Below are 24217 nucleotides of genomic sequence, written 5' to 3'. Positions count from 1 at the left end.
AATATTGTTACGGAAAAAGATGGGAGAGGTAGAAGTTTATGGCATCACAGTGACCCTCCTTCCTTCAACCTTAAAATGAACTGTCCCTGTTGATTCCAGCTTTTCAAGCGTCCAGCCAAGGCTTTTACTTCTTGACCCCGAACCTACAAAGACCGATTCGGCCAGATCGGGTGGACATATAACTTCCACATCATACCACCTGGCTATTTTTCTCATGATACTGCCCAGCTTTTCGTTGTTAAAAACAAAGGAATTGTTCTTCCAGGCAATCTCATCTTCGGTCATAACTTCAGATACCTTTAAGGAATTATCTTCTAATACTGACTGTTCTCCTGGTTTAAGTACAGTCGCTGCTTTAGTATGTGGCGTCATTACCTGTACTTTTCCGCTAAGGAGTGTTGTTTTGATCACACCATCGTTTTCATAAGCACTAATGTTAAAGTGGGTTCCTAAGACCTCCACTGTCTGGTTGTTTGACTGAACTTTAAATGGCCTGGTCTGATCATGTGCCACCTCAAAATACCCTTCTCCTTTAAGGGTTATTTTTCGCTCCTGGCTGCCAAAAACAGTTGGATATTTTAAAGAGGATGCTGCATTCAGCCATACCTTAGTCCCATCCGGCAGGATCACCTGATATTGACCTCCTGCAGGTGTGCTGATGGTATTGAAATGTTCCCCTTTCATTGCAACTCCATTGCCTGTATCAACACGATACTCCAACTGGCCATCTTTATTTTTAGTAATCACAATTCCCTGCTGGCTGGCCAGCTCCCCATTTGCGACATCATTCAGAGAAATTTCCGATCCATCGGCAAGAGTCAGAACCGCTTTATTTCCTCCCGCCAATATTCTGGCTGCCACTTCTTTACTGGCCATCGGCCTTACTTCTTTATGGTTTTGGAAGAACCACCAGCCTATCGCCAGACAAACAACAACGGAAGCCGCCGCGGCAACCCGGGTCCATAAACGTATGGCTGGCCGGCGGGCCTGATGAACAGGCAAGGCTGCCCATACTTTAGCCTTTGCCTCCGCTAATACTTCGGGGCTTAAATCTGAAAGCTCATCCTCGTAATTCAGGTACCAGCTTTCCAACAGCACCCGCTCTTCTTCCGAACAGGTCCTCTCTTTGTATTTAATCAGTAATTCCTTTGCTTCCTTATTTCGCATATATTGAAAAGAGAATATTCCCCCTTTTAATTATAGACGGGGAGCTATAGGGGAATGGGGTAGAAAAAATTAATATATTTTTAACAATAAACTCACAGACTTAGAAAAAGCATCAATCCAAGCTTTAAACGCAATATTCTCAATGCATTTTTAACTTGTGTTCTCACTGTCTGCTCTGATAAGTTTAATTGTTCTGCAATCTCTTTATGGCTCATGGCATGTTTCCGGCTGAGTTCAAAGATTGCTCTCATTTTAGGAGGTAATTCTGAAATTCCTTTTTCAATAAGTGCTGCAAGCTGTCGCTCACGTACCTGATGATCAGTGATACAATAGCCTTCCTCGATAAAATGTTGTAAGGAAGTAACGTACCGGGATTCCACCTGCTGATGAGCAATAACATCCAGTATTCTATTGCGGACTGCTGTGTAGAGGTAGGCTGGTAAACTGGACTTAAACATTAGCTCAGCGCGCTTATTCCAAAGTGTGGCAAACAATTCATGCACCACATCCTGGGCTTCCTCTTTATCCCTTAACCTAGCATATGCATGGATGTATAATTCATTAAAATATCGGTTATAAACCACTGTGTAAGCGGCAGCATCCCCCTCTTTCAGAAGCGCTGTTAATTCTAAATCTGATAGTAAGCTGTAAGTCAACATTTTCGCCCCCGCTACAAATTGAACTTTAAAAACAGATTTTGTTATTTGCACAAAACAGCTCAATTATCTGATTAATAATTGATTTACCTGCCTAACCGAATAAAATTTTGTGAACTTCAAAAGTAGCATTAAATACATAAAAACCAAATCCTTATTGCTGGAATAACCTACCTTTATAAGTACAAATTCGGAAGGTCTAAACAACTGGAATTGAGACACTGTTCGATTTGCTGAAAAGGAATCAGTCAAGAGAAGAAAATGAAAAAGGATAATCGCAAAAATGCCTTTGAGGTCTACAACGAGGTCTCTGATTGGTTTGCTGAAAACCGGGATAGGGGCTTGATAGAGAAGCCTTATCTTGATCAGGTAATCGCTCTTCTAAACAGGAATGCCCGGATTTTAGATCTTGGCTGCGGAACAGGGCAACCAATCTTAGATTACCTGACCAGACAAAACCTAAATGTTACGGGGGTGGATGCCAGTCAAAAAATACTGAACCTGGCCAGGAAAAATTTCCCATCCACAGTCTTTATCCAGGCCGACATGCGCCAGCTTTCATTAGGCAATAAGTTTGATGCAATTATTGCCTGGCATAGCTTCTTTCATTTACCTGGTGAAGATCAACCGGCAATGTTTAAAGTTTTCAGCAATCACCTCCAGCCCAATGGAATTTTGCTATTCACTTCTGGGACAGAGCATGGTGAAGCCTGGGGACTGATCGGCGGAGAAAAACTATTCCACGCTTCATTGAGTACAAAAGAATATACCCAACTTTTAACAAACCATAACTTTACCTTATTAAATCACCAGGTTAATGATCCCAACTGTGGCAATGCAACCATCTGGATGGCAAAGTATACTCCCGATAATCAACATAAAGACCCTAAAATCGGATAAATATTCAAAACTGTAGAATTGCACTTATCTTTGCCGGATGTCCGGTATCTATATCCACATCCCATTCTGCAAAAAAGCCTGCACCTATTGCGATTTCCATTTCAGTACCTCTTTAAAGTATATGGAGGAGATGACTGATGCCATTTGCACAGAAATTATCCGGAAAAAAGATAGAATTTCAGATCAACAGGTGGGTAGCATCTACTTTGGTGGAGGCACTCCTTCTATTCTGCCTTCCACGGGTTTTGAAAAGATTTTCAATACGCTGACCAGGCATTTCTCTATTTCCTCTGATGCGGAAATCACCATTGAAGCCAACCCGGACGACCTGGACGCTAAGAAGATTAAAGAATTAAAGCAATTGCCTGTCAACCGCTTCAGTATCGGAATCCAGTCTTTTTTTGACGAAGACCTGATCTGGATGAACCGGGCACACCATTCCGGCGAAGCCGAAAACTGTATCAAAAGAAGTCAGGATGCCGGATTTGAGAACCTAAGCATCGACCTCATCTACGGATATCCTATGCTGACTGATCAGAAATGGCTGAGCAATATCAATAAAGCAATTGAGTTTCAAACCCCACATATTTCAGCTTATTCCCTGACCGTAGAGCCTCGGACAGCGCTTGCGAGTGCGATAAAAAGAGGTAAACAGGTGCCCGTTAACGACGAGCAAAGTGCAGACCAGTTCATCTCACTCATCGAACAACTTGGAAAATCGGGATATGAACATTACGAGATTTCCAACTATAGCAAACCGGGAAAATATGCCGTCCATAATACCAATTACTGGCGTGGCATTCCATACATCGGGATCGGTCCTTCGGCACATGGTTTCGACGGACAAACACGATACCTGAACATTGCAAATAATGCAGCCTACCTCAGCGATATCAGAGAAGGTCGCTTGCCGGAAACCATAGAAACACTTGACCACTACGATCGTTTCAATGAATACATCATGACTTCTTTGAGAACCATGTGGGGAACAAGCCTGAATAAAATTGAGGTTGACTTTGGCAAAATATTTCTGACAGACATCCTTAAAAACATCAAACCTTTTATCGAAAGGAAATGGCTGATGAATGATAAGGAACACCTAACTTTGACCCTGGATGGGAAACTTTTTGCAGACCATATTGCTTCTGAATTGTTTCTGATACCGGAAGACCACCATTAATGACCATACAATGAAAGATAAAGTTATTTGGATTACCGGAGCCTCATCCGGTATCGGAGAAGCCTTGGTATATGCTTATAGTGAACTGGGTGCGAAATTAATCATCTCTTCCCGGAATCGGGATGAATTGTTCAGGGTAAAGGGCGGATGTAAAAATAAAATTCACGTTCATGTATTGTCTTTAGATCTGGAAAATACAACCGGATTGGCAGATAAAGCGGAAGAGGCCATCCGGATCTTTGGTAAAATTGATCTCCTGATCAATAGCGGAGGAATCAGTCAGCGTGGTCTCGCTTTAGAAACAGACCTGGCGATAGAGCAACGCCTGATGAATGTAAATTTCTGGGGCACGGTAGTATTGAGTAAAGCAGTATTGCCGACAATGATCGCAAATGGCGGTGGGCAAATCGTCTGCGTCAGCAGTTTGGTAGGGAAGTTCGGAACAAAGCTACGCTCTGCTTATGCAGCTTCTAAACATGCTTTACATGGTTACTTTGACTCCTTACGTTCTGAACTCTTTGATCAGGGCATCCACATCACCATAGTTTGCCCCGGTTTTATCAAAACTAAGGTTACACTCAATGCATTGACCTCTACCGGTACTCCGCAGGGAACGATGGATAGCGCGCAGGAAAATGGAATGTCAGCAGACCAATGTGCCAGTCTGATTGTCAATGCCATCAGGCTTCGTAAAGAAGAGGTATATATCGGCGGAAAAGAAGTGAAAGGGGTTTGGTTAAAGCGGTTTTTCCCTTTACGCTTCTCTAAATATTTAAGAACAGCAAAAGTTACTTAACCGTCTTGCCATCGATCTTTATACTTTTCCAGTCTTCATCCAGACCAACTCCTTTGATGTAGCTGATTTTATGCGTATTGCCTTTTAGGTTAGGATGATAAACCATATCGAATTCAAAAGTCATTTTCTTATCGGTTTTTTCGACCACTTTTACCTTATAATCATTCTCTGATTTATCCCCAAGGGTATAAAATTCATCATTGAGGTTCGCGTTGAATTTAGCATGGGTATAAATCCGCTTAACCTGATCCGGATAAGCTTGCTGCAACTCGTTGTTTTCATCTACTCTCAGATACTTGATATCTGTTGCATCTCCTCCAACTAAGGAATAGAATTTATAATACAACTTATTATCGATCCTCAGGGTATCCTGAATTTCGGTATAAGTATGATCTCCCATTTTCCAGGAGTTTCCAATCTGCATAGGCATAAAGGACTCGGCAGCGTTAGGTTCTTTTGTAGTCATTACTTTCTGTTGACAGGAAGAAAAAAAGATCAGAACAAAAAATGATAATAAACAGGCGTTTTTCATAGGGATGATTATTAATTTAGTATAACATACTAAACGTAAGATAAACAAGATTTACTACAATTGAAAGTTAATTTTTTATATTTCATTCCATTATCCCACAAATCAAATTCTGGATTGATTTTTGAATTGTAGGAAGTTTAAATAAAAAACAATATGAACTTTATCATTACCTTACTCATCAACGCAGGAATCCTTCTTGGAATGGCCTATGTATTACCAAGTGTTAAAATTAAAAGTTACGGGACAGCGATTCTGGTTGCGCTGGTAATCGGTTTGCTAAATGCCACTCTGGGAATGCTAATCAGATTTCCAATGAATGTAGTAACACTAGGACTTATCTCTTTTATCGTTCATTTGATCGTTACTGCACTTATGATCAAATTAGCCGATAAGTTTTTTGATGATTTTGAAGTAAAAGGCTTCACTCCCGCGCTGATTATCGCATTGGTAATGGCTATTGTTGGGACTTTCATCTAGGGCGCAAACGTTTGCGCAGTGATTTTAACCTGCTATAAAACAAGTGGTTAAAAATTAAAAACAGCTATAAAAAAACGGGCTCCGGAATAATAATCCAAAGCCCGCTTTTTTATTATAGACAGGGTCTTACTTAATTGGTTTTATCCAGTAAGAATACTGATGTGTAGCAAAAGGTACTCTATATTGCTTTAATGGCATAGCCCCCCAGCTATCCATACCCTGCACTCCACTCTGAATAAGATCCAGGTGCATATAGATCTGATTTCTTTTTACCAGCTCACCAGAATGGTATTGTTTTTTCTCCACTTCAGGGTCTAAATCATCTACGCTATACGGAAGCGCTGAGAAATTCAATAAACTATCTGCCATTTCAAAGCTTAATCCTTTACCTTTCTTGTCGGTGAAATTCACCCAGCGAACATCCGTTTTGTTTCCGCTCTCCTGAGGACGTGCATATGGGAAATACTGCTCGTCTACGGTTTGATTATATAATCCAACAAAAGATGCCGTTTTACGGTCCCAGTAATTTTCGCCGGGGCCACGGCCATAGAAATTGATTTTACTCAATGAAGCATTTAGCTGTAAATCATTTCCGATACGTTGTATCAACGGGTATTTCCCTTTATTGGCTGTAAAACGGTTATCGACTTTTACAATACCGTCAGGTCTGATGGTAAAGGTTTGCTCTATCGTCGCTTCTCCCGCAATTAACTCCTTTTTAAAAGTAGCAATTACCTCACCTGAAGCCGTAGCTTGTACATCAGCAGCAATCAGTTTTCCTTCTGAATAGGCATTTCTCCATTTCCTCAAGCTACTGTTAAATCCTGCACCAATATCATTATCTGTAGGCGCACGCCAGAACCCAGGCTGCGGTCCTTCAGCTAACAGCTGATTTCCTTTTAAGGTATAACCAGTCATTAGTCCTTTTTCTAAATCAAAGGTTATAGAAAAGTCCGGACCTTGAACAATGGCCTTTTCTGCCGGTTTTTCCAGGTTTAATTTTCCTTTTCCCGCAGCAAATGTAAATGGCTTTGGAGCGCCATTCCATACAAATTGCTCAGTAGAAATGGTGTATCCCGCAGGAAGAAAGGGTTCCGCTACTTTCAGGTCATAATATACATTCAGAAAATATTCTGCTCCGCTTTTAGCTTTTGTCCTGATAGAAAGGCTCAATTCTTTTTCTGTTCTAGGTTCAATTGCCGGAAGATTCTGGGTTCCTTTCTCTACAACCTTCCCATTTTCTAAAAGCACCCAATTCAGTTTCACATTGTCCAGGTTTTTAAAGAAATAAGAGTTGTTCACTTTGATCGTATTGTTCCCCTCGTATTTCGTTTTGATATACTGGTAGATCTTTTTCACCTCCACTGCCATTGGGGTCATTCCACGATAATTCGTCACCACTCCTTTAACACTAAAGTTATTGTCGCTAAAATCTTCATTTACCGGACCGCTCAAAGGAAAATCTCCACCATAAGCGTTGATGCGCTTGCCATTCTTTACCGTATCAATTGCCTGATCAATCCATTCCCAGATATAACCACCCTGCAGATTAGGCTGGCTCTCAATCACATCCCAGTATTCTTTAAAATTACCTAAACTGTTTCCCATAATGTGTGCAAATTCACTCATGATCAACGGACGATCAGGCTTGCTGTTTGCATACTCTTTCAACCAGTTTGGATCAGGGTACTGAGGAACAATCATATCTGTATTATAATCTTCTTCTGCACGTTCGTATTGTACCGGGCGGATGTCTTTTGACTTTAGCCAGTCGTAAGCTTCATAAAAATTCCTTCCGTTACCGGCCTCATTTCCTAATGACCAGGTCACTACCGAAGGATAATTCTTATCACGCTCGTACATTCTTTGAATCCGCTCCAGGTGAGGAATTCTCCATTGGTAGTCGTTACCAAAAGTGTAAGCAAGATCATAATAACGACCATGAGATTCAATGTTCGCTTCATCAATTACATACAAACCGTATTCATCACAAAGTTCCATCCAATACGGATCAGGAGGATAATGAGAATGTCTTACTGAATTGACATTCAGCTTTTTCATCATTTCCATGTCCTTACGCATATCTGCCCTTGTTAGCGTGTGTCCTTGTGTTGCATTATGCTCATGACGGTTTACCCCTTTAAAAAATACCCTCTTTCCGTTGACAAGAAAATTGTTGTTAACCAATTCAACGGTACGGAAGCCAATTCTTTGAGGAATCACCTCCAGCACTTCTCCTTTTTTATTTTTCAGTGTGATCAACAAGGTATACAGATTGGGAGTTTCTGCAGTCCATGCGGCAACATTTTCAACTTCAGTATTAAACTTCACCTGACTCTTGTAATTGCCAAGCACTGTTTTCGTTCCTTTTGTTTCCTCCTTATAAACGGACTTTCCTTTAGGATCGATCAATTCCAGCTCCAGCGCAAAAGTATCTGGTTTACTGTGATTGGTTCTTTTATCCATTCTGTAATTATTGATCTCTGCCTCTAAAGACAGTAATCCGTTCCTATAAGATTTATCGAGTGTAGCAATCGCCTTAAAATCTCTTACATCCAACTTTGGAGTGGAGTAAAGGTAAACATCCCGCTCAATTCCCGAGATCCTCCACATGTCCTGACATTCAAGATAGCTTCCATCGCTCCAACGATAAACCTGAAGCGCAACGAGGTTTTCACCTGCTTTTACATATTTGGTGATGTCAAATTCTGCGGCCAGTTTACTGTCTTCACTATAGCCCACTTTCTTGCCATTAACCCATATAAAAAAAGCAGATTTAACGGCTCCAAGATGAATAAATACCTGACGTCCGTCCCAGTTCTGAGGAAGATTAAATTTCTTCCGGTAAGAACCCACCGGGTTATTATCCTCAGGAATATCAAAAGGAGGATTCATCCTTCCTCCTGTGTTTTTACGTCCTGCAAATTCATAAGGTTGATTGACGTAAATCGGTAAACCATAACCATTGGTTTCCCAGTTGGCCGGGACTTTAAAATTATCCCATTTGGTATCGTCAAAAGTTGTTTTATAGAATTCCTCCGGGCGTTTACGGGGATCCTGAACCCAATTAAATTTCCATTGTCCATTTAGAGTGAGGAAGTATCCGGATTTCTCCTTTTCCCGTTTGCCGGCAAGCGCCTTGCTTTCAAAAGCAAATGCCGAAGCCCTCATCGGCATCCGGTTTACAGAAACCACTTCAGGAGTCTGTAGCTCAGCAGGCAGCTGCTGGCTCATAGCCGCTACTGAGGTCAGTAATAATGATAATGATGTAAAAAGTTTTTTCATTTGTGTGTTTAGATTGTGTTGCCATATCTAACGTAATTATATTTTAGCCAAATCCCTAGCGCAAACGTTTGACTGAATTTTGATCCGCATTTTAGACTTCCTTTTCCTAATTTCATCAAACAATCAATACACAAACCACAAACACACAAATGAAAATTAAAAAATTAATCTTTTTACTTCTTGCTTTTCAGCTACTGCTCCTTCCGGCATCCTTTGCCGGAAGCAGTGCTGAAACCGAGCCTGCAACCATCACTATCCCTCTTGGAGGCAATGGTTATGTAGAAAAAAATGGCAAAGCAAGAATCAACAATGAAGGCCTGATCAACTGGAGTAATACCTCCGATGTCATTGCCATTTACTTTCGTACAGAAAAAGCAGGAGATGCCACGTTATCGCTTCGGTTGAGTGTTCCTGAAGGAAACAGCAGAATTAGTCTGACAGTAGCTGGCAAAACCCTGACGAAAGAAATAAATAACCTTGGCTCTGCTGTCATTCAACTTGGCAAAGTAGAAATAAAAGAACCGGGATATGTAAAAGCAGAGCTGAGAGGCTTAAGTAAAACGGGACAGGTATTCGCTGAAGTATCCGATCTTCTGGTCAGCGGTACGGCACTGGATAACGGAGCGGTATATGTGAAAAACAATGAAGGAAATTACTTTCACTGGGGAAGAAGAGGCCCATCGGTACATTTAAACTATACCATTCCGGCAGCTGCAGAAAATAAAGTAGAATGGTTTTATAACGAAATCATGGTTCCTGAAGGAGAGGATAAGCTGGGAACCTATTATATGGCTAATGGATTTAGTGGCGGATATTTTGGTATGCAAGCCAATTCACCTACAGAACGCAGAGTACTTTTTTCCATCTGGAGCCCTTTTTCAACAGACGACCCTAAGTCGATTCCAGATAGTATGAAAGTTATTTTGCTGAAAAAAGGCAGCAAAACCAGAACCGGTGAATTTGGGAATGAAGGTTCCGGAGGTCAAAGCTTTATGATCTATCCCTGGAAAGCCGGTAAGACCTATGCCTTCCTAACCCATGCCAAACCTAATCCGACAAAAAAAACCACCATTTATACAGCCTATTTTAAGGACCTTGAGCAAGGCGACTGGCAATTGGTAGCCAGTTTTGAACGCCCTCAGTCTGCCGTTTACTTAAAAGGCATTTATTCTTTCCTTGAAAATTTTTCGCCGCCAACAGGCGATCAGTCCCGCAGAGGCGACTATAAAAACCAATGGGCTGTTGATGCGGAAGGAAGATGGCACGAGATCACTTCGGCTACATTTACAGCCGATGCAACCGCCAGAATCAATTACAGAAAAGATTATACCGGAGGTTCGGACAATACCTCTTTCTACCTGAAAAACTGTGGTTTCTTCAATGATTTTACACCCATTAAAACTCCATTTCACAGAAAATCAACAGGAAAAACACATCCCGTAATTGATTTCAATAAACTGCCTTAGGCAGTACATCAGGACTGGATAAAGAATATCATTTGGAAACACACCGGAAGCCGGTATTCTCCAGTCCTGTATCCATTGAAGACTTCATTTTAGAAGTTACCCGATACCCTTTGCAATAAGAGGAATGACACATAAAAGAACCTCCTCTGATGATTTTCTTAGGAATTCCCGGCTCAGCTGCATCGTAGCTGTCTTTTGGTCCTTTAGGATTTACAATGGCTCCTTTCAGACTTTGGTAATAATCTTCCCGGTACCAATCGGCGGTCCACTCCCATACATTTCCTGCCATATCGTATAAGCCATATCCATTTGCCGGAAATGATTTAACAGGGGCTACATTTGAAAAGCCATCGGTCTTTTTATCTGAATAAGGAAACTCGCCCTGCCAGGTATTGGCTTTAACCTTACCTGAAGCAAGATCTTCATCTCCCCATGGATACTTCTTTTCTCTGAGACCACCTCTTGCGGCATACTCCCATTCCGCTTCTGTAGGTAGTCGCTTTCCCGCCCACTTTGCGTAGGCCGCAGCATCGATCCAGGACACCTGGGTCACTGGAAGATGTTCTTTTCCTTTTATATTGCTCTTAGGACCTTGCGGATGTTTCCAGCTCGCTCCGGGCGTCCAGCTCCACCATTGAGAAACATCATTAATGTCTACCCTTCCTTTTGGCGGACTAAAAGTGAGCGATGCAGGCTGCAATTGTTCTTCAGCAGGTTTAGGCGTTCCGGGCGGTAATTGTTTTTTGATTTCTTCCCAATCCGGCTTTTGCTCTGCCTGAGTCAAATAACCCGTGGCTTTTACAAAAGCGGCAAACTGTGCATTCGTAACTTCAGTTTCATCAATCCAGAATCCATCCATCTTTACCTGGTGAGCAGGGTATTCATCTCTTCTTCCCTCCTCATCGGCAGCGCCCATTCTGAAAGAACCTGCAGGAATAAATTTCATCCCCTGATGTAAAGCCAGCCCCCCTTTCTCTTCTCCTGAAAGGGTTTCTATTCCGGTAACCGCTCCGTATCGTTTTGGCAGATTGGAATTACAACATGCAGAATCAGTAGGATTTAAAGGATTTACACCTGCGACGCTATCAGCAGCAATACCTGCCGTTTTTTTCTTGTCGCTCTTCTGATTGCAGGCTGTGATTGCCAACATTAAAAACAAATACAAAAATTCTTTTCTCATAAAAAAATAAGGTCATGTCAGGGCTTTAGGGATAATTGACCCTGAATTGCGGATAATAATGGCAAATTAATGATAAAATGTTAAACTCTTATCTCATTACTCCGATTTTATGTCCATCCCATCCCGGAAAAAGAACATTATCATCATGAAGGCTTAAATGCCTGTCTGCCACCTCACTAAACACACTTCTGAAATCTGTGGTCACCGCCAAATCTCTACCATCCTCCAGGTTCTCAACCGCCATTGGCTGGACATTACCATGCACCAATCCACCCATTACCCCATTACCCAGGATGAAATTACAGGACGCACGACCATGATCTGTGCCTCCGGTCCCATTCTGCTTAACAGTACGACCAAACTCAGTCATAGTCATTATGGTCACGTCATCCTGTAATGTTCCCATATCTGTCCAGAAAGCCATAATACTATTACTCAGATCATTCACATTTCTTGCAAAAATCCCGGTATCAGTGCCCTGGTTAAAATGCGTATCCCAACCTCCTGACTCAGCAAAGGCAATTTCCATCCCAACATTCATCTTGATCAGCTGAGCAATCTGTTTCAATGACTTTCCCAGAGCTGTATTTGGATATATGGCATTATCTGATGGTTTATAATTCCTGGTATCTGTTTTTTGAAGCATTTTAATGGCTTCAAAACTTTCCTTTCCTGTATCTTTCAACAACTCGGAAGAAGTTTGATCATATAGATCTTCAAAGCTTTTAGCCGCCATATTGGCGCCTTTAACATTTCCCCTCATCTGGATATTAAAATCCTGCAGGTTACTGATCGCAACAGCAGGGTGATCTCCGTAGAATGACCGCGGTAATGAAGAAGTTAAACTGACCCCCTGAAATGGCGTAGAACCATCATGCCCTAATAACCCAACTGCCCGATTCAGCCAGCCGCTATCTGTTCCCTTTTTAAAGGGAGTTCCTGATTCCATGTAATCCTGAGCATCAAAATGAGAGCGGGTATTATTCGGTGATCCGATACCATGTACAATTCCCATTCTTTTTTCCCGGAATACCGGTTCAAAAGCAGCCATAGAAGGATGTAAACCGAAACGTCCATCCAGATCTATCAAAGGAGTACTTTTCCCACCCTTTGCGGCAGTCATAAAAAGGTTTGGTCTGGCCGCTTTAAGATACTCATCTGTAAAAGGTGTCACAGCCATTAAACCATCCATAGCACCCCGCTGGAAAATACAGACCAATATTTTCTTTCTGTTAAACAGCCCCAAAGGTTTAGTCCCTGCAACGGCTTCGGCCAGAAAAGCAGGAATTCCGCCCATCCCTATGCCGAACAGAGCCAAACCACCTGCTTTGATAAATCCTCTTCTTGTAATCATGATTTAAATTCTATTTACGTTGAAATTCCGGAGAACCGATAATGACTCCGACTACCTGCGCCAGCATTGTGTTGTTATTCACCAGAGCCTTTGCTACAGGTTTTACCGGAGCTGTCTGTTCTCCCATCATATTTGGTTCCTGCTGAGGCGTCGTCTTCTCGGCGGCATCGGCCACTTTTATGGATAATGAAGGGTCATTTAACATTGGTTTCAACCGTTTTATCGTCTCTGAAAGATTTCGTTCCGGCATAATGAGCTTACCGTAAATAACCAGAGCTGCCTCTGCACTTTCAGGCTCATGATGATGATTCAATGCAGACAAATTAATCTTAACACCTGGAATTCGTTGCCCGGCAAGCGCCAGTCCGAAATTCATCCTATTCAAAAGTGAGCCGGTGTTTATCCAGTATTGTCCCCGGTCCGGGAAGCCTGTTGGGGCCTGATAATAATACATTTTCTGTCCCATCCTATTGATCCAGTTAAACAGCTGATAAGGCTGTATAATATCCGCATCCAGCCCACGTACCGCACTGATCGCCAACTCAAACGGAGATTTTGTTTTCTCTCTTAACGCTGCAGGGCTCCAAAATTCGACTGAAGTGACCATAGTCATTAAAACTTCCCTGATATCGCCATCTGTCCTGGTAAAAGTCCTTGCCATTTTATCAATCAGGCTTTGGGGAGGGTTATCATTAACAAATCTGGTTGCTATTTTTTTGGCAATAAATTTAGCTGTCGATGGATGCTGAGCAAGCATATTCAATAAATTCAGGCCCTCTTCATATCCACCACCTGCAGCAAAATGCTTACCCAGAACCGTCTTCTCTTCATTATCATGTCTGTTTGGAACGAAAAGAAAATCTCCATCTTTCACAAAGCCACGTTTCTTCAGGTTTTCTTCTCCGACATTATCAATGATTTTTTGCATTGACGCCCCATATCCATCTTCACCCATCGGGGCCAAAGTCCATCCCGTAAGTATTCTTGCCGCCTGGGTAACATCTGATTGTGTATATCCCCCATCCACCCCTAAAGTATGTAGTTCCATCACTTCTCTGGCATAATTTTCATTTAGCCCACCTTGTTTCTTTTTCTGTGGTACTCTTTTCTTTACAAGCTTCTCCACCTTGCTCATTTGCTCATCTTCCCCAGCTAACACAACCGGTTGCCCGGTACTGGTAAAATTATCCAGGTAAATCAGCATTGCCGGAGATTTGGCTGTTGCCAGTAGCAGATCCGAAAATTTCCCTGTTACATTGGGTCTGATGATATCCCGTTCAAAGGCAGGTACGAAAGACGCACATTGGTTTTTGGTTAGAGAAACATTGAAATGATTGAACCAAAAATCAGTGAGCATTTCCTTCAACTGATTATGCGTATAAGCTGCCCGTAATATTTTCTGATTAATGAACTGTCTTAATAATTCCTGTTCTTGTTTAAATCCCTTCTTTTCCATATAGGTACGAATCTGCTCCCGATAGGCTTTCCGGTCTCCTTTATTCACAGAATCTTTATTGATGAATCCCTCCTTTATCGCCATTCTCAACACTTTGGGCTGTCTCGGATATTTATTCTCCACCTCCGTATTACTGAGGTTAATGTCTTCAAACTTACTCAACATCAGGTTTAAAGAATCGTCTTCCAGCTTCCCATCCAATTGCTGCTGAAACCACTTTTCCAGTCCCATTTTAACCAGCGCATCTACATCCCCTTCCTTACTGCCATAGGTAAACCTGCTTAACAGATGCGCCGCAGCCTGACGCCCGGTCAGGCCTGCCTTTTGATAAGGGAAAAAAGGCTTAGTTGCAGCTATTGATTTTGAATACTCCGGTCCCTGTCCCCTGAAAGAAGAAAACAGAACCGTAACGAGGAAAACCAATACAAATGAATAAATAATCTTTGCTGGTGTTTTCATAAGAATGAGGCTTGATAAACAACCTTATGACCATTAAAACGTGAAAAAGATTAATAACATATAAATTATTTTCAGGTCGGCTCAAATCCACTCCAAACATTTTATCTTCTTATATCCCCAATTTTCTACGTAGCCTGCAATATGCACCCTATACTATATCCATCCTGCTATATCTAATCGCATATAAAAATTTCCTATGCTACTTATCCCTTGGAGGATTACGATGTAGAAAAACCGGATCCCGACAAATTTCCTGTGCGAAAGGAGACACTCTTTTCACGCCAACAGGCTACTGGCACTGGATGAAATACCTGGATGGCTCCTTCTCTATCAGCTTAAGGGCATGGGATAAATCTTTGCTTGTAAAAACCAAAAGCCTTTACAACCTGACTATGCAGCGCAAATTCGACGATTTTATGAAAGCGAATTTCAAAGAAAAGTACATGGCATGGAAGGAAAGGCTGGCAATTAAAAGGGCAAATAAGGCCCTTGCGAATCAGGAACCAAGATAAATGGCACAATCAGGCTCCCGAAATGGTAAAAAATAATCATTGGTGGATGATCAAGTTTAAATTTTAATTTACACTTTTGTTCTTTAACCTTGATAATTATGAGCTTTATACTGAAGCCGGTAGATACCGTTGAGAACATTAGTCCTGAAGATTTCAAAAAGAATTATTTAGATCCAAGACGTCCTTTAATCATTAAGGGGCTTACCAAATCCTGGCCTGCCAGAGAAAAATGGACCACTGAATATTTAAAAGAAATTGCCGGCGATGTGAATGTGAGCCTGATGGACAACTCAAAAGCTGACCCATCAAAGCCGATTAACTCCTCAGTTGCCAACATGCGTTTTGGTGATTACCTGGATCTGATCAAAAGAGAGCCTACGGAACTGCGAATATTTTTCTTTAACCTGTTCAAACATGTTCCTGATCTGATAAAAGACATCACCCTACCTAAAGATCTGATGGGAGGCTTCATTGAAAGCATGCCAGCCATGTTCTTCGGAGGATCGAACTCTGTTACTTTCTTACATTACGATATAGATTTACCTCACCTCTTCCACACGCATTTTGGAGGAAGAAAACACATCATCCTATTCGACAACAAATGGAAAGAAAGGCTTTACTGCATTCCTAATGCAACCTATGCCTTAGAAGATTATGATGTAGCAAATCCTGATTTTGAAAAGTTCCCTGCTTTAAAAGGAGTAGAAGGTTACGAAGTATTCTTAGAACATGGAGATACCCTTTTCATGCCTACAGGAATGTGGCACTGGATGAAATACCTTGACGGTTCTTTCTCCTTAAGCTTAAGGGCATGGGACGCATCAATCACCAGGAAAGCACAAAGTGTCTTTAACCTGGCAATAAAAGGAGGACTGGACAGCGTATTGAAAATGGCTTTAAAAGCCCCGTATGCTAAATACAGAGAACGATTAGCCATAAAAAGAGCAGAGAGAGCCTTAGCAAAAGGCTCCCCTAAATAGTTTTAACTGCTGTGGTCGGATACCACTTGCCACAATCCTTTGATTTTTCTCAGGATCAGGGTAAAGTAACCCTGCGGTTCATCCTTCTCTCTTTTCAAATGCCAGCCACCTAATACAGATGCAGCATCTTTTGATAAGAGTTCTACTTTCTTGATATTAAAGGTCAGGGTACCCATTGCACTTTTGTCGGGGTACCCTTTCTTGTAATTATCCAGTGTTTGTTGCCATCCATAAGTAGGTCCGTCCTTCCCTACAAACAGCAGACTGTCGTTCTTCCAATATCCCTCCATAAATTTCTCCAGGTTTCCCTCATTCCAGGCTAAACGCTGTTTCTCTAATACCGCGAGTATCGCTTTCTGATCTGCGCTCCCTTGCTGAGCCTTTACGCTAAGGCCAAATCCTATAAACAGGATTAAAATTAATTTCTTCATATCGATTTATCTGGTTTCCATAACAATTATGCTCTCTTATCCCACCCCACCTACTCAGCAGATAGAGATTAAAAAGTGCTTGTTGCTGAGTTAAATATAGTAAGGTATTTTTACAACTGGATAACATTACTAACACCTCAAACTTTTACCTTCGATATTCCGTTTATAATAAACACATGAGAGGTTTCCATTTTTCTAATTTTCAACCAGATGACTTGCCAAAAGGCGGTTTTGAAGAATTGCTTAAGCTATTCACACAACTGCTCAATTATACTGCCGGTGATGCGGGAGAAACCTTGTCATGGATGAATGAACTGGACAAGCAATACAAGTTCACGAATAACGATTACGGGATGGGCGACTTTATTGAAGATCTTAAAGATAAAGGCTATCTCAAGGAAAACCCTGTCAACGGCGAGAGGAGCATCACCGCCAAAACTGAGCAGACCATCCGCCAGTCAGCGCTGGAAGAGATTTTCGGAAAACTCAAAAAAGCAGGAAAAGGAAACCATAACAGTAATATTTCCGGTATAGGAGAAGAAAAGAATGCCGACAGAAGGGAGTATACTTTTGGAGACAGCCTCGATCAGATTGATATGACGGCCTCCATTCATAATGCCCAGATCAACCACGGCATAGGAAATTTCACACTTACCGAACGGGATCTGGAAGTAGAAGAAAAGGACTATAAAACCCTTACCTCTACGGTACTTATGATTGACATCTCTCACTCCATGATCCTGTATGGCGAAGACCGGATTACGCCTGCTAAAAAGGTGGCTATGGCCCTCGCAGAACTAATTAAAACCCGTTATCCCAAAGATACACTTGATATTGTAGTTTTTGGGAATGATGCCTGGCCGATTACGGTAAAAGATCTCCCGTATTTACAGGTTGGCCCATATCATACCAATACCTTTGCCGGCCTGGAACTGGCTGCAGATCTGCTGCGCCGCCGGAAAACACATAATAAGCAGATTTTCATGATCACTGATGGTAAGCCAACCTGCCTGAAAGAAAACGGACGTTATTATAAAAACAGCATGGGGCTCGACAGAAAGGTGATCAATAAAACATTGAACATGGCTGCGCAGTGTAAACGGCTAAACATTCCCATTACCACTTTCATGATTGCTCAGGATCCCTATCTGCAACAATTTGTCCGGGAATTTACTCAGATTAATGGCGGACGAGCGTTTTATAGCTCTCTCACCGGGCTTGGAGAATACATTTTTGAAGATTATATTAAAAACAGAAGAAAAACGGTTCGATAGAACAGCTCAACACGACAATACAACATGGATCACATCACGATAAAAACACTCGGACAGCTCAAAGCTGCCAACTATAAATCACTGGCTGTAAAAGATGAACTTCGTAAAAATCTGATCATACAGCTCCAAAGTAATGAGGCTGGTTTTGAAGGCATCTTAGGCTATGATGAAACCGTTATTCCCGAACTTCAGACCGCCATTCTTTCCAGACATAATATTTTACTGCTGGGTTTAAGAGGCCAGGCAAAAACCCGTATTGCCCGGCTGATGGTTAACCTATTGGATGAATACATTCCCTATGTTTCCGGAAGTGAAATCTTTGATGATCCGCTGAATCCCATTTCCTGGTATGCAAAACACGAAATTTTAATTCATGGAGACGAGACGCCAATTAGCTGGCAGCACCGCAGCGAACGCTATACCGAAAAACTTGCCACGCCTGATGTAACAGTTGCCGATTTAATTGGCGATGTAGATCCGATTAAAGCAGCCACCCTGAAATTAACTTATAACGATGAAAGGGTAATTCACTTCGGACTAATCCCCAGAGCACACCGCAGCATCTTTGTGATCAATGAACTCCCCGATCTGCAAGCGCGCATCCAGGTTGCTTTATTCAATATGCTACAGGAAAAAGACATTCAGATCAGGGGATTCAAACTTCGCCTGCCATTGGATGTGCAGTTTGTATTTACCGCAAACCCTGAAGATTATACAAACAGGGGCTCTATTGTTACCCCTTTAAAAGACAGAATAGAAAGCCAGATTCTGACCCACTACCCTAAAACAATTGCGATTTCCAGAAAGATCACCTTCCAGGAAGCTAAGATTAGTGAAGAACAAAAAGCCGGTATTGAAGCGGATGGTCTGGTCAAAGATCTGGTAGAACAAGTGGCATTCGAGGCACGTCAAAGTGAATTTATAGATCAAAAGTCCGGAGTATCTGCAAGGCTGACCATCTCCGCCTATGAGAACCTGATCAGCTCAGCAGAACGGCGAATGCTGGTCAACAGAGAGAAAAAAACTTTTGTCAGGTTATCAGACCTGGTAGGGATTGTCCCGGCAATTACCGGTAAGATTGAACTGGTATACGAGGGAGAACTGGAAGGTCCGGCCAAAGTTGCTCATACCCTGACTGGAAAAGCGATAAAATCTTTGTTTAGTCGCTACTTCCCGGATCCTGAAAAAGCAAAAAAGAGTAAATCGGCAAACCCGTATCTAAGCATCACCGAATGGTTTACAGAGGGGAATACCCTGGACCTTTCAGACCGCCTGACGCTGGCCAGTTACAAAAAAGAGCTGATGCAGGTAGAAGGACTGAATGCACTGGTTAAACAATTTCACCCTAAATTGAGCGAAAATCAAACCTTATTGATGATGGAATTTGTGCTACACGGACTGGCCGAGTACTCTCAGTTAAATAAGAAATACCTGGAAAGTGGATTTGGATTCTCAGACATGTTCGACAGTCTCTTCAATACCGGACCGGACGAAGAAGAGGATGACCTTGATTTCAGATAACCACATGGAAATCCAAAAAGTATTTTAATAAATAACCTTGTAATAAAATTTTCTAATGGGCCGATTACCCGTCTTTATATTTTTATCTGTTTTACTGCTGGCATTTGATTACTATTGCTACCGTGCCATTCTTAGCGTATTTAAAAAATGGAAACCGGGAACAAGAAAATTATTCACCATAATCTGGTGGGGTTACACCACATTGCTTGTAATCGGTGTTTTCACTTCTTTTTACGCCAATCTGTTCCTGAGCCTGAAATCAGTCATCCTGGTAGCTTATTTTTTAACTGTTGCCTGTAAACTGGTGATGCTTCCTTTCCTGGTTATTGATGATGCGAGAAGATTTATCATTAAGCTTTCCAGAGCGGTGAAGCCCTCATCAGGGCCCTTAGTGGATCCGACTACACCAGAAACGATTGCCAAGCCTTTGCCTGGTGAGCCCATCAGTCGCTCTTCCTTCCTCGTGAAAGCCGGGCTCATTACTGCAGCCATCCCCCTCACTTCCCTGAGCTGGGGTATCGCAAGAGGGGCTTACGATTATAAGGTTAAACGCCGCACGCTGATATTGCCGAATCTGCCCGCATCTTTTGAGGGCATGAAACTCGGACAGATCTCAGACATCCATTCCGGTAGTTTCTATAACCCCAGAGCAGTGCTTGGCGGGGTAGAGATGCTCCTGGCTGAAAAACCTGACCTGATCTTCTTTACCGGCGATATTGTGAACGATATGGCCACAGAAATGCGGGACTATCAGGATATTTTCAGCAAAGTAAAAGCACCATTAGGCGTCTATTCTGTCCTTGGAAATCATGATTATGGGGAGTATCATTTCGGTAAAGCACCCTCTGCAGCCAAAGCAAAGAATCTTCAGGATGTCATCAAAACTCATCAGTTAATGGGTTGGGATCTATTGATGAATGAACACCGACGTTTAAAGATCAACGGAGAAGAGATTGGAATCCTGGGGATTGAAAACTGGGGCACCGGACGCTTCCCTAAATATGGAAGAATGGACCTGGCCACCAAAGATACCGGCGACCTTCCCGTAAAATTACTTCTATCACACGACCCTTCTCACTGGAGGGCAGAAGTACTGCCCAAATATCCCCAGATCGATGCAATGTTCAGCGGACATACCCACGGTATGCAGTTTGGGGTAAGAACGGAAGATTTTCAATGGAGCCCGGTGCAATATATTTATAAAGAATGGGCCGGTTTATATCAGGAAAAAAGCCAGCAATTGTATGTCAATGTCGGATATGGTTTTCTGGGCTATCCCGGAAGAGTTGGAATTTTACCGGAAATAACGATATTTGAATTGAAACGCGCTTAGCTAATCTTTCCCCGGACATGGTAAAAAAAGTACTGTTTTCCACCCTTGATTTTCTACTGTTCAGCAATTTATTTATTGCCATTTGTGCGGTCGCCCAGGGACTGGTGACCTACCATTTATTACAAGTCCCTCCGGATGAAAATGTGCTTGCAATCCTGTTCTTCGGCACACTGGCACTATACAATTTCAGCATGCTGATGTCCAAGCCTAAAGATCCTGCAAATTCCCCCTATGTAAGGGTACGCTGGATCTTTTCACACCACCGGCTCATCATTTCCATTACCTTGATTTCTGCACTTTGCCTGATCCCTCTGGCCTTACTTTATCTGAGCATAGAAGGCAAGTTACTCATGATCTTTACCGGAGTAATGGCAGTCAGCTATAACATTCCTTTTCTAACCCTTAACCATCAGAAGATCGGTTTGAGGAACATTCCGGGCATCAAACTTTTCATTGTTGCCATTGTATGGGCCATCAGTTGTGTTTTATTACCTATAGTGGAGGTAGAGCACAGCTATCCTATTAACATCTCTACAGGCGAAACTTTCCTCCTGGTTGGGAAACGATTTTTATTTATCGCAGCACTTACCATTCCTTTTGATATCCGGGACCTCTTTCAGGACAAGTTATATGAACTAAAAACGATCCCGGTCATGTTTGGCGAAAAAAAGGCTTACCTCTTCTGCCAGTTTCTCCTCTTAGGTTATCTGGTTTTGTTACTGCTATTCAGCCAGGCCATCAATCTGGATGTCATTGCTTTGACCCTCACCATCCTGTTAACAGGATGGCTCATATTTAAGTCGGGCATCAGAAAGAATGAATATTACTATTTCTTCTTTTTAGATGGAATGATGGTTTTACAATACCTGATTCTGATATTATTTAGCATCAGATTTTAAGCCGGATTAAAACGATATCCAACTCCTCTTACCGTCTGCAGTAACTGAGGATTATCCGGATTGAGTTCTATTTTTTTACGAAGACGAACGATATGCATATCCAGGGTTCTGGTATTTACATCTGAGTTGTATCCCCATACTTCCAACATTAAAGCATCTCTGTTAATCACTTTATTAGGGTTCCTCAGAAAATAAAGTAAAATTCTGTTTTCAAGAATAGTCAACTCTATCTTCTTTTCATTTCTGAATAAAGTATGGATGTTAGGATGATGTTCCATATTACCAAAACGGTGGATCTCTGAGCGGTCACTGTTGAGCAGGAACTTCACTTTATTCTCCAGCATTGCCACCAGTACATCCATATTGAATGGTTTGGTCACATAGTCCGAAACGCCAAAATTGTAAGCATCGATCTTATCTATATCCTGAGCTTTTGCTGTCATCATGATGATCAGGTTTTCAAAACCCTGTTTCCTTACTTCTTCACAAACTTCAGAACCTTGTTTACCCGGCAGCATCCAATCCAGTAAAACAATATCTGGTTTTTCGCTAATGATCATTTTTCCCGCCGCATCTCCGTCTCCGGCCTCGATGATCTCATACCCTTCTGCTTTTAGGCGATGTACTACTAAAAACCTTAAGTTCTCATCGTCTTCAACTATTAATATTTTAATTCCCTTAGACATACTTTCTAATCATTATATGGTAGTACAATTTTAAATTCTGTTCCTTTATTTACTTTGCTTTTTACCGTAATCTCGCCTTTCATAAAGTTAACGAGTTCCTTACAGAAAGCCAAACCCAAGCCAACGCTTCCGTTTTGATTGTATTGGTTTTGAATGCGGAAAAACTTCTTAAAGATATTATTAATTTCGGAGGAGGGGATCCCGATACCATGATCGGTAAACCTGAAAACCACCCTTCCTTTTATTAAGCGGGCACTGATGTGCAATTTTTTACGTTCAGGAGGAGAGTATTTATAAGCATTCTCCGCAAGGTTGTCGAAAAGGCTTCCCAGAAGAACCGGATCAGTCATAAAGGTGTTGAAGCCGGTTACCTCATAGGTAAAGTCAAAATCAGGATGCTTCAACCGATGGGACTCCACTGTGCTCTCTATGAAATCCTCTATATTGATTTCGTCCCTGTTTAATTCAATAGCCTTATTTTCAATCTGCGTAAAGGCCAGTAATTTATTCATTAATCCATTCAGCTTATCTGCCTCTTCATCCAGGATCTTTCCGTATAGTTTCAATTCCCTGTCAGTAAGAATGGTGGCACTTTTAATATTGTTTCCCGCAATTTTTATCACACTTACCGGTGTCTTAAATTCATGCGTGAGGTTATTTACAAAGTCATATTGTAGTTTAAACATCCGTTGATTGATGTTCAGGTTTCTGTAAATCAAAAAGGCAACGAGCACTACAATTCCGTAAAAAACAAGAATCGCCAGCGCAATGGGTAGAAAATAACTGAGAATCTCTTTATCAACAAATGATTTTGAAGAGATAAAATAGAGTTTATAATCGGAAAAAGGACCGGGAAGGGTAATCTCGGTACTCAGGTAGGCGGCTGAAGTATCTAAAGGATCATAGGTCAGCGGTTGTATTTTAATAAACTGATATAACAGTGGTCTGGAATTGATAATCCTGATCTTATAAGGATCCAAATGAAAACTCATCATATCCTGCTGGTAAACCGGCTGCGGATCCAACGTATTCCTCAACATCTGCTTATAAGCTTTAAGGTCTTCCATCCTTGGAATATTCAGGTAGGTAATCTTGTTGGAGCGGACATTACTAAAGTTACTGAACAGCTCATCCTGATCGGGAACCTTACTCGTATCCAGACTCTCAATATAAGAAACCAATTTCAGGGCAAGGGCATTAAAGTCGTCCCCAACAATAAAATTGCGTGTATTTTCTCTGGAAAACAGCTGCACAGAATCCTGTGGAATTAAACTGCCAAACTGATAAATTTCTTTGGGCCCAAAGGAAAACTTACCGGTATTTAAGCCATCACTAACAGGGGTATTCCTAACCTCTGAATCGTAAAATACCACTTTAGATACAAAAGGATATTCCAGCAATACAGTATCTACAAAATTGGAAGCAGTAGTTGAATCCAGGTACCCGTTATAATAAGAAACCTCTGGCAGTTTCTTTTGGAAGAAGTCATTATAAGGTTTGATGCTTTGTTCCAGGACATTGACCTTTTCCGATGCAAATTCATTTTCAATAAACTTCTTACTGAAATTATAAGCCAGATATAAAGACAGGCAAAACAGTACAGACATCAGTACGATGAAAGTAAGGATTAAAGAAAAATTCTTACGATAGCCCGTTTTTTTTTCTGAGATCAT

General features: G+C 41.7%; 21 protein-coding genes. 11 read left to right on the top strand and 10 right to left on the bottom strand.

Annotated elements, in window-relative coordinates:
- Window positions 1-36: 36 nt before the first annotated feature.
- Window positions 37-1167 carry a FecR family protein gene (locus BFS30_RS11685; RefSeq protein ID WP_069379464.1) on the bottom strand — a complete coding sequence of 377 codons (1131 nt, stop codon included), beginning with the start codon at window positions 1165-1167 and terminating at the stop codon, window positions 37-39.
- A 92-nt stretch (window positions 1168-1259) separates the two neighbouring features.
- Window positions 1260-1877 (bottom strand): RNA polymerase sigma-70 factor, encoded by a 618-nt coding sequence (locus BFS30_RS11680; RefSeq protein WP_335645374.1) that lies wholly within the window; start codon window positions 1875-1877, stop codon window positions 1260-1262.
- Window positions 1878-2084: 207 nt separating this feature from the next.
- On the opposite strand from BFS30_RS11680, the gene BFS30_RS11675 reads away from it, so the two are divergent.
- From BFS30_RS11675 to BFS30_RS11665, 3 genes are read left to right on the top strand one after another with little or no spacing between them, the layout of a single operon-like run.
- Window positions 2085-2723: a class I SAM-dependent methyltransferase gene (locus BFS30_RS11675; protein ID WP_069379462.1), complete on the top strand. Its 639-nt coding sequence runs from the start codon at window positions 2085-2087 to the stop codon at window positions 2721-2723.
- A gap of 58 nt (window positions 2724-2781) precedes the next feature.
- Window positions 2782-3903, top strand: a complete 1122-nt coding sequence (hemW, locus tag BFS30_RS11670) for a radical SAM family heme chaperone HemW (RefSeq protein ID WP_237028761.1) — start codon at window positions 2782-2784, stop codon at window positions 3901-3903.
- A gap of 10 nt (window positions 3904-3913) precedes the next feature.
- The gene (locus tag BFS30_RS11665) at window positions 3914-4699 is read left to right on the top strand and encodes an SDR family oxidoreductase (protein ID WP_069379461.1); all 786 of its coding nucleotides are present in this window, start codon (window positions 3914-3916) and stop codon (window positions 4697-4699) included.
- On the opposite strand, the gene BFS30_RS11660 is transcribed toward BFS30_RS11665, so the two are convergent.
- Complete coding sequence (locus BFS30_RS11660; RefSeq protein ID WP_157262908.1) at window positions 4692-5165, bottom strand: hypothetical protein; 474 nt, start codon at window positions 5163-5165, stop codon at window positions 4692-4694. The two genes, BFS30_RS11665 and BFS30_RS11660, sit on opposite strands and share 8 nt — an antisense overlap.
- 219 nt (window positions 5166-5384) lie before the next feature.
- Between BFS30_RS11660 and BFS30_RS11655 the strand changes: the two genes are divergently transcribed.
- On the top strand, window positions 5385-5708 hold the full coding sequence (locus tag BFS30_RS11655; protein ID WP_069379459.1) for a phage holin family protein: 324 nt from the start codon (window positions 5385-5387) through the stop codon (window positions 5706-5708).
- Window positions 5709-5834: 126 nt separating this feature from the next.
- On the opposite strand, the gene BFS30_RS11650 is transcribed toward BFS30_RS11655, so the two are convergent.
- Window positions 5835-8993 carry a glycoside hydrolase family 2 TIM barrel-domain containing protein gene (locus BFS30_RS11650; protein WP_069379458.1) on the bottom strand — a complete coding sequence of 1053 codons (3159 nt, stop codon included), beginning with the start codon at window positions 8991-8993 and terminating at the stop codon, window positions 5835-5837.
- A 149-nt stretch (window positions 8994-9142) separates the two neighbouring features.
- Here BFS30_RS11650 and BFS30_RS11645 point away from each other — a divergent pair, with 149 nt between their 5' ends.
- A complete protein-coding gene (locus BFS30_RS11645) occupies window positions 9143-10459 on the top strand; it encodes a DUF3472 domain-containing protein (RefSeq protein WP_069379457.1) in 1317 nt (438 codons plus the stop codon).
- Between the two features lie 28 nt (window positions 10460-10487).
- Here the strand turns inward: BFS30_RS11645 and BFS30_RS11640 are convergent, their stop codons facing one another.
- The 3 genes from BFS30_RS11640 to BFS30_RS11630 form a co-directional block, all read right to left on the bottom strand.
- Window positions 10488-11639, bottom strand: coding sequence for a formylglycine-generating enzyme family protein (locus BFS30_RS11640; RefSeq protein ID WP_069379456.1), 1152 nt, complete (start codon window positions 11637-11639; stop codon window positions 10488-10490).
- 88 nt (window positions 11640-11727) lie between these two features.
- Entirely contained in the window at window positions 11728-12993 is a 1266-nt protein-coding gene (locus BFS30_RS11635; protein WP_069379455.1) for a DUF1501 domain-containing protein, read from the bottom strand.
- A gap of 10 nt (window positions 12994-13003) precedes the next feature.
- Window positions 13004-14908, bottom strand: coding sequence for a DUF1800 domain-containing protein (locus BFS30_RS11630; protein WP_069379454.1), 1905 nt, complete (start codon window positions 14906-14908; stop codon window positions 13004-13006).
- 302 nt (window positions 14909-15210) lie between these two features.
- Between BFS30_RS11630 and BFS30_RS28175 the strand changes: the two genes are divergently transcribed.
- Both BFS30_RS28175 and BFS30_RS11620 read left to right on the top strand, forming a co-directional pair.
- Entirely contained in the window at window positions 15211-15420 is a 210-nt protein-coding gene (locus BFS30_RS28175; protein WP_069379453.1) for a hypothetical protein, read from the top strand.
- 98 nt (window positions 15421-15518) lie between these two features.
- Entirely contained in the window at window positions 15519-16400 is an 882-nt protein-coding gene (locus tag BFS30_RS11620; RefSeq protein ID WP_069379452.1) for a cupin-like domain-containing protein, read from the top strand.
- 2 nt (window positions 16401-16402) lie between these two features.
- On the opposite strand, the gene BFS30_RS11615 is transcribed toward BFS30_RS11620, so the two are convergent.
- Window positions 16403-16831 carry a DUF4440 domain-containing protein gene (locus BFS30_RS11615; RefSeq protein WP_069379451.1) on the bottom strand — a complete coding sequence of 143 codons (429 nt, stop codon included), beginning with the start codon at window positions 16829-16831 and terminating at the stop codon, window positions 16403-16405.
- A 176-nt stretch (window positions 16832-17007) separates the two neighbouring features.
- Between BFS30_RS11615 and BFS30_RS11610 the strand changes: the two genes are divergently transcribed.
- The 4 genes from BFS30_RS11610 to BFS30_RS11595 are packed head-to-tail and all read left to right on the top strand — an operon-like array spanning window position 17008 to window position 21858.
- A complete protein-coding gene (locus BFS30_RS11610; RefSeq protein ID WP_069379450.1) occupies window positions 17008-18105 on the top strand; it encodes a vWA domain-containing protein in 1098 nt (365 codons plus the stop codon).
- A 24-nt stretch (window positions 18106-18129) separates the two neighbouring features.
- Entirely contained in the window at window positions 18130-19626 is a 1497-nt protein-coding gene (locus BFS30_RS11605; RefSeq protein WP_069379449.1) for a sigma 54-interacting transcriptional regulator, read from the top strand.
- A gap of 55 nt (window positions 19627-19681) precedes the next feature.
- A complete protein-coding gene (locus tag BFS30_RS11600) occupies window positions 19682-20959 on the top strand; it encodes a metallophosphoesterase (protein ID WP_069379448.1) in 1278 nt (425 codons plus the stop codon).
- 17 nt (window positions 20960-20976) lie between these two features.
- On the top strand, window positions 20977-21858 hold the full coding sequence (locus tag BFS30_RS11595; protein ID WP_069379447.1) for a hypothetical protein: 882 nt from the start codon (window positions 20977-20979) through the stop codon (window positions 21856-21858).
- Here the strand turns inward: BFS30_RS11595 and BFS30_RS11590 are convergent.
- Window positions 21855-22544, bottom strand: coding sequence for a response regulator transcription factor (locus BFS30_RS11590; protein WP_069379446.1), 690 nt, complete (start codon window positions 22542-22544; stop codon window positions 21855-21857). The genes BFS30_RS11595 and BFS30_RS11590 overlap by 4 nt on opposite strands.
- Window positions 22545-22549: 5 nt before the next feature.
- Window positions 22550-24217 (bottom strand): sensor histidine kinase, encoded by a 1668-nt coding sequence (locus tag BFS30_RS11585; protein WP_069379445.1) that lies wholly within the window; start codon window positions 24215-24217, stop codon window positions 22550-22552.

The organism is Pedobacter steynii (assembly GCF_001721645.1).
Classification (GTDB): Bacteria; Bacteroidota; Bacteroidia; order Sphingobacteriales; family Sphingobacteriaceae; genus Pedobacter; species Pedobacter steynii_A.
The sequence above is the reverse complement of the archived record's forward strand: the minus strand, read 5'-3'. Positions and strand labels throughout refer to the sequence as shown.

Coding starts and splice junctions, on each gene's coding strand:
- BFS30_RS11685 (WP_069379464.1), bottom strand. CDS start 1,167: ATGCGAAATAAGGAAGCAAAGGAATTACTGATTAAATACAAAGAGAGG.
- BFS30_RS11675 (WP_069379462.1), top strand. CDS start 2,085: ATGAAAAAGGATAATCGCAAAAATGCCTTTGAGGTCTACAACGAGGTC.
- BFS30_RS11665 (WP_069379461.1), top strand. CDS start 3,914: ATGAAAGATAAAGTTATTTGGATTACCGGAGCCTCATCCGGTATCGGA.
- BFS30_RS11660 (WP_157262908.1), bottom strand. CDS start 5,165: ATGACTACAAAAGAACCTAACGCTGCCGAGTCCTTTATGCCTATGCAG.
- BFS30_RS11655 (WP_069379459.1), top strand. CDS start 5,385: ATGAACTTTATCATTACCTTACTCATCAACGCAGGAATCCTTCTTGGA.
- BFS30_RS11650 (WP_069379458.1), bottom strand. CDS start 8,993: ATGAAAAAACTTTTTACATCATTATCATTATTACTGACCTCAGTAGCG.
- BFS30_RS11645 (WP_069379457.1), top strand. CDS start 9,143: ATGAAAATTAAAAAATTAATCTTTTTACTTCTTGCTTTTCAGCTACTG.
- BFS30_RS11640 (WP_069379456.1), bottom strand. CDS start 11,639: ATGAGAAAAGAATTTTTGTATTTGTTTTTAATGTTGGCAATCACAGCC.
- BFS30_RS11635 (WP_069379455.1), bottom strand. CDS start 12,993: ATGATTACAAGAAGAGGATTTATCAAAGCAGGTGGTTTGGCTCTGTTC.
- BFS30_RS11630 (WP_069379454.1), bottom strand. CDS start 14,908: ATGAAAACACCAGCAAAGATTATTTATTCATTTGTATTGGTTTTCCTC.
- BFS30_RS28175 (WP_069379453.1), top strand. CDS start 15,211: ATGAAATACCTGGATGGCTCCTTCTCTATCAGCTTAAGGGCATGGGAT.
- BFS30_RS11620 (WP_069379452.1), top strand. CDS start 15,519: ATGAGCTTTATACTGAAGCCGGTAGATACCGTTGAGAACATTAGTCCT.
- BFS30_RS11615 (WP_069379451.1), bottom strand. CDS start 16,831: ATGAAGAAATTAATTTTAATCCTGTTTATAGGATTTGGCCTTAGCGTA.
- BFS30_RS11610 (WP_069379450.1), top strand. CDS start 17,008: ATGAGAGGTTTCCATTTTTCTAATTTTCAACCAGATGACTTGCCAAAA.
- BFS30_RS11605 (WP_069379449.1), top strand. CDS start 18,130: ATGGATCACATCACGATAAAAACACTCGGACAGCTCAAAGCTGCCAAC.
- BFS30_RS11600 (WP_069379448.1), top strand. CDS start 19,682: ATGGGCCGATTACCCGTCTTTATATTTTTATCTGTTTTACTGCTGGCA.
- BFS30_RS11595 (WP_069379447.1), top strand. CDS start 20,977: ATGGTAAAAAAAGTACTGTTTTCCACCCTTGATTTTCTACTGTTCAGC.
- BFS30_RS11590 (WP_069379446.1), bottom strand. CDS start 22,544: ATGTCTAAGGGAATTAAAATATTAATAGTTGAAGACGATGAGAACTTA.
- BFS30_RS11585 (WP_069379445.1), bottom strand. CDS start 24,217: ATGATCTCAGAAAAAAAAACGGGCTATCGTAAGAATTTTTCTTTAATC.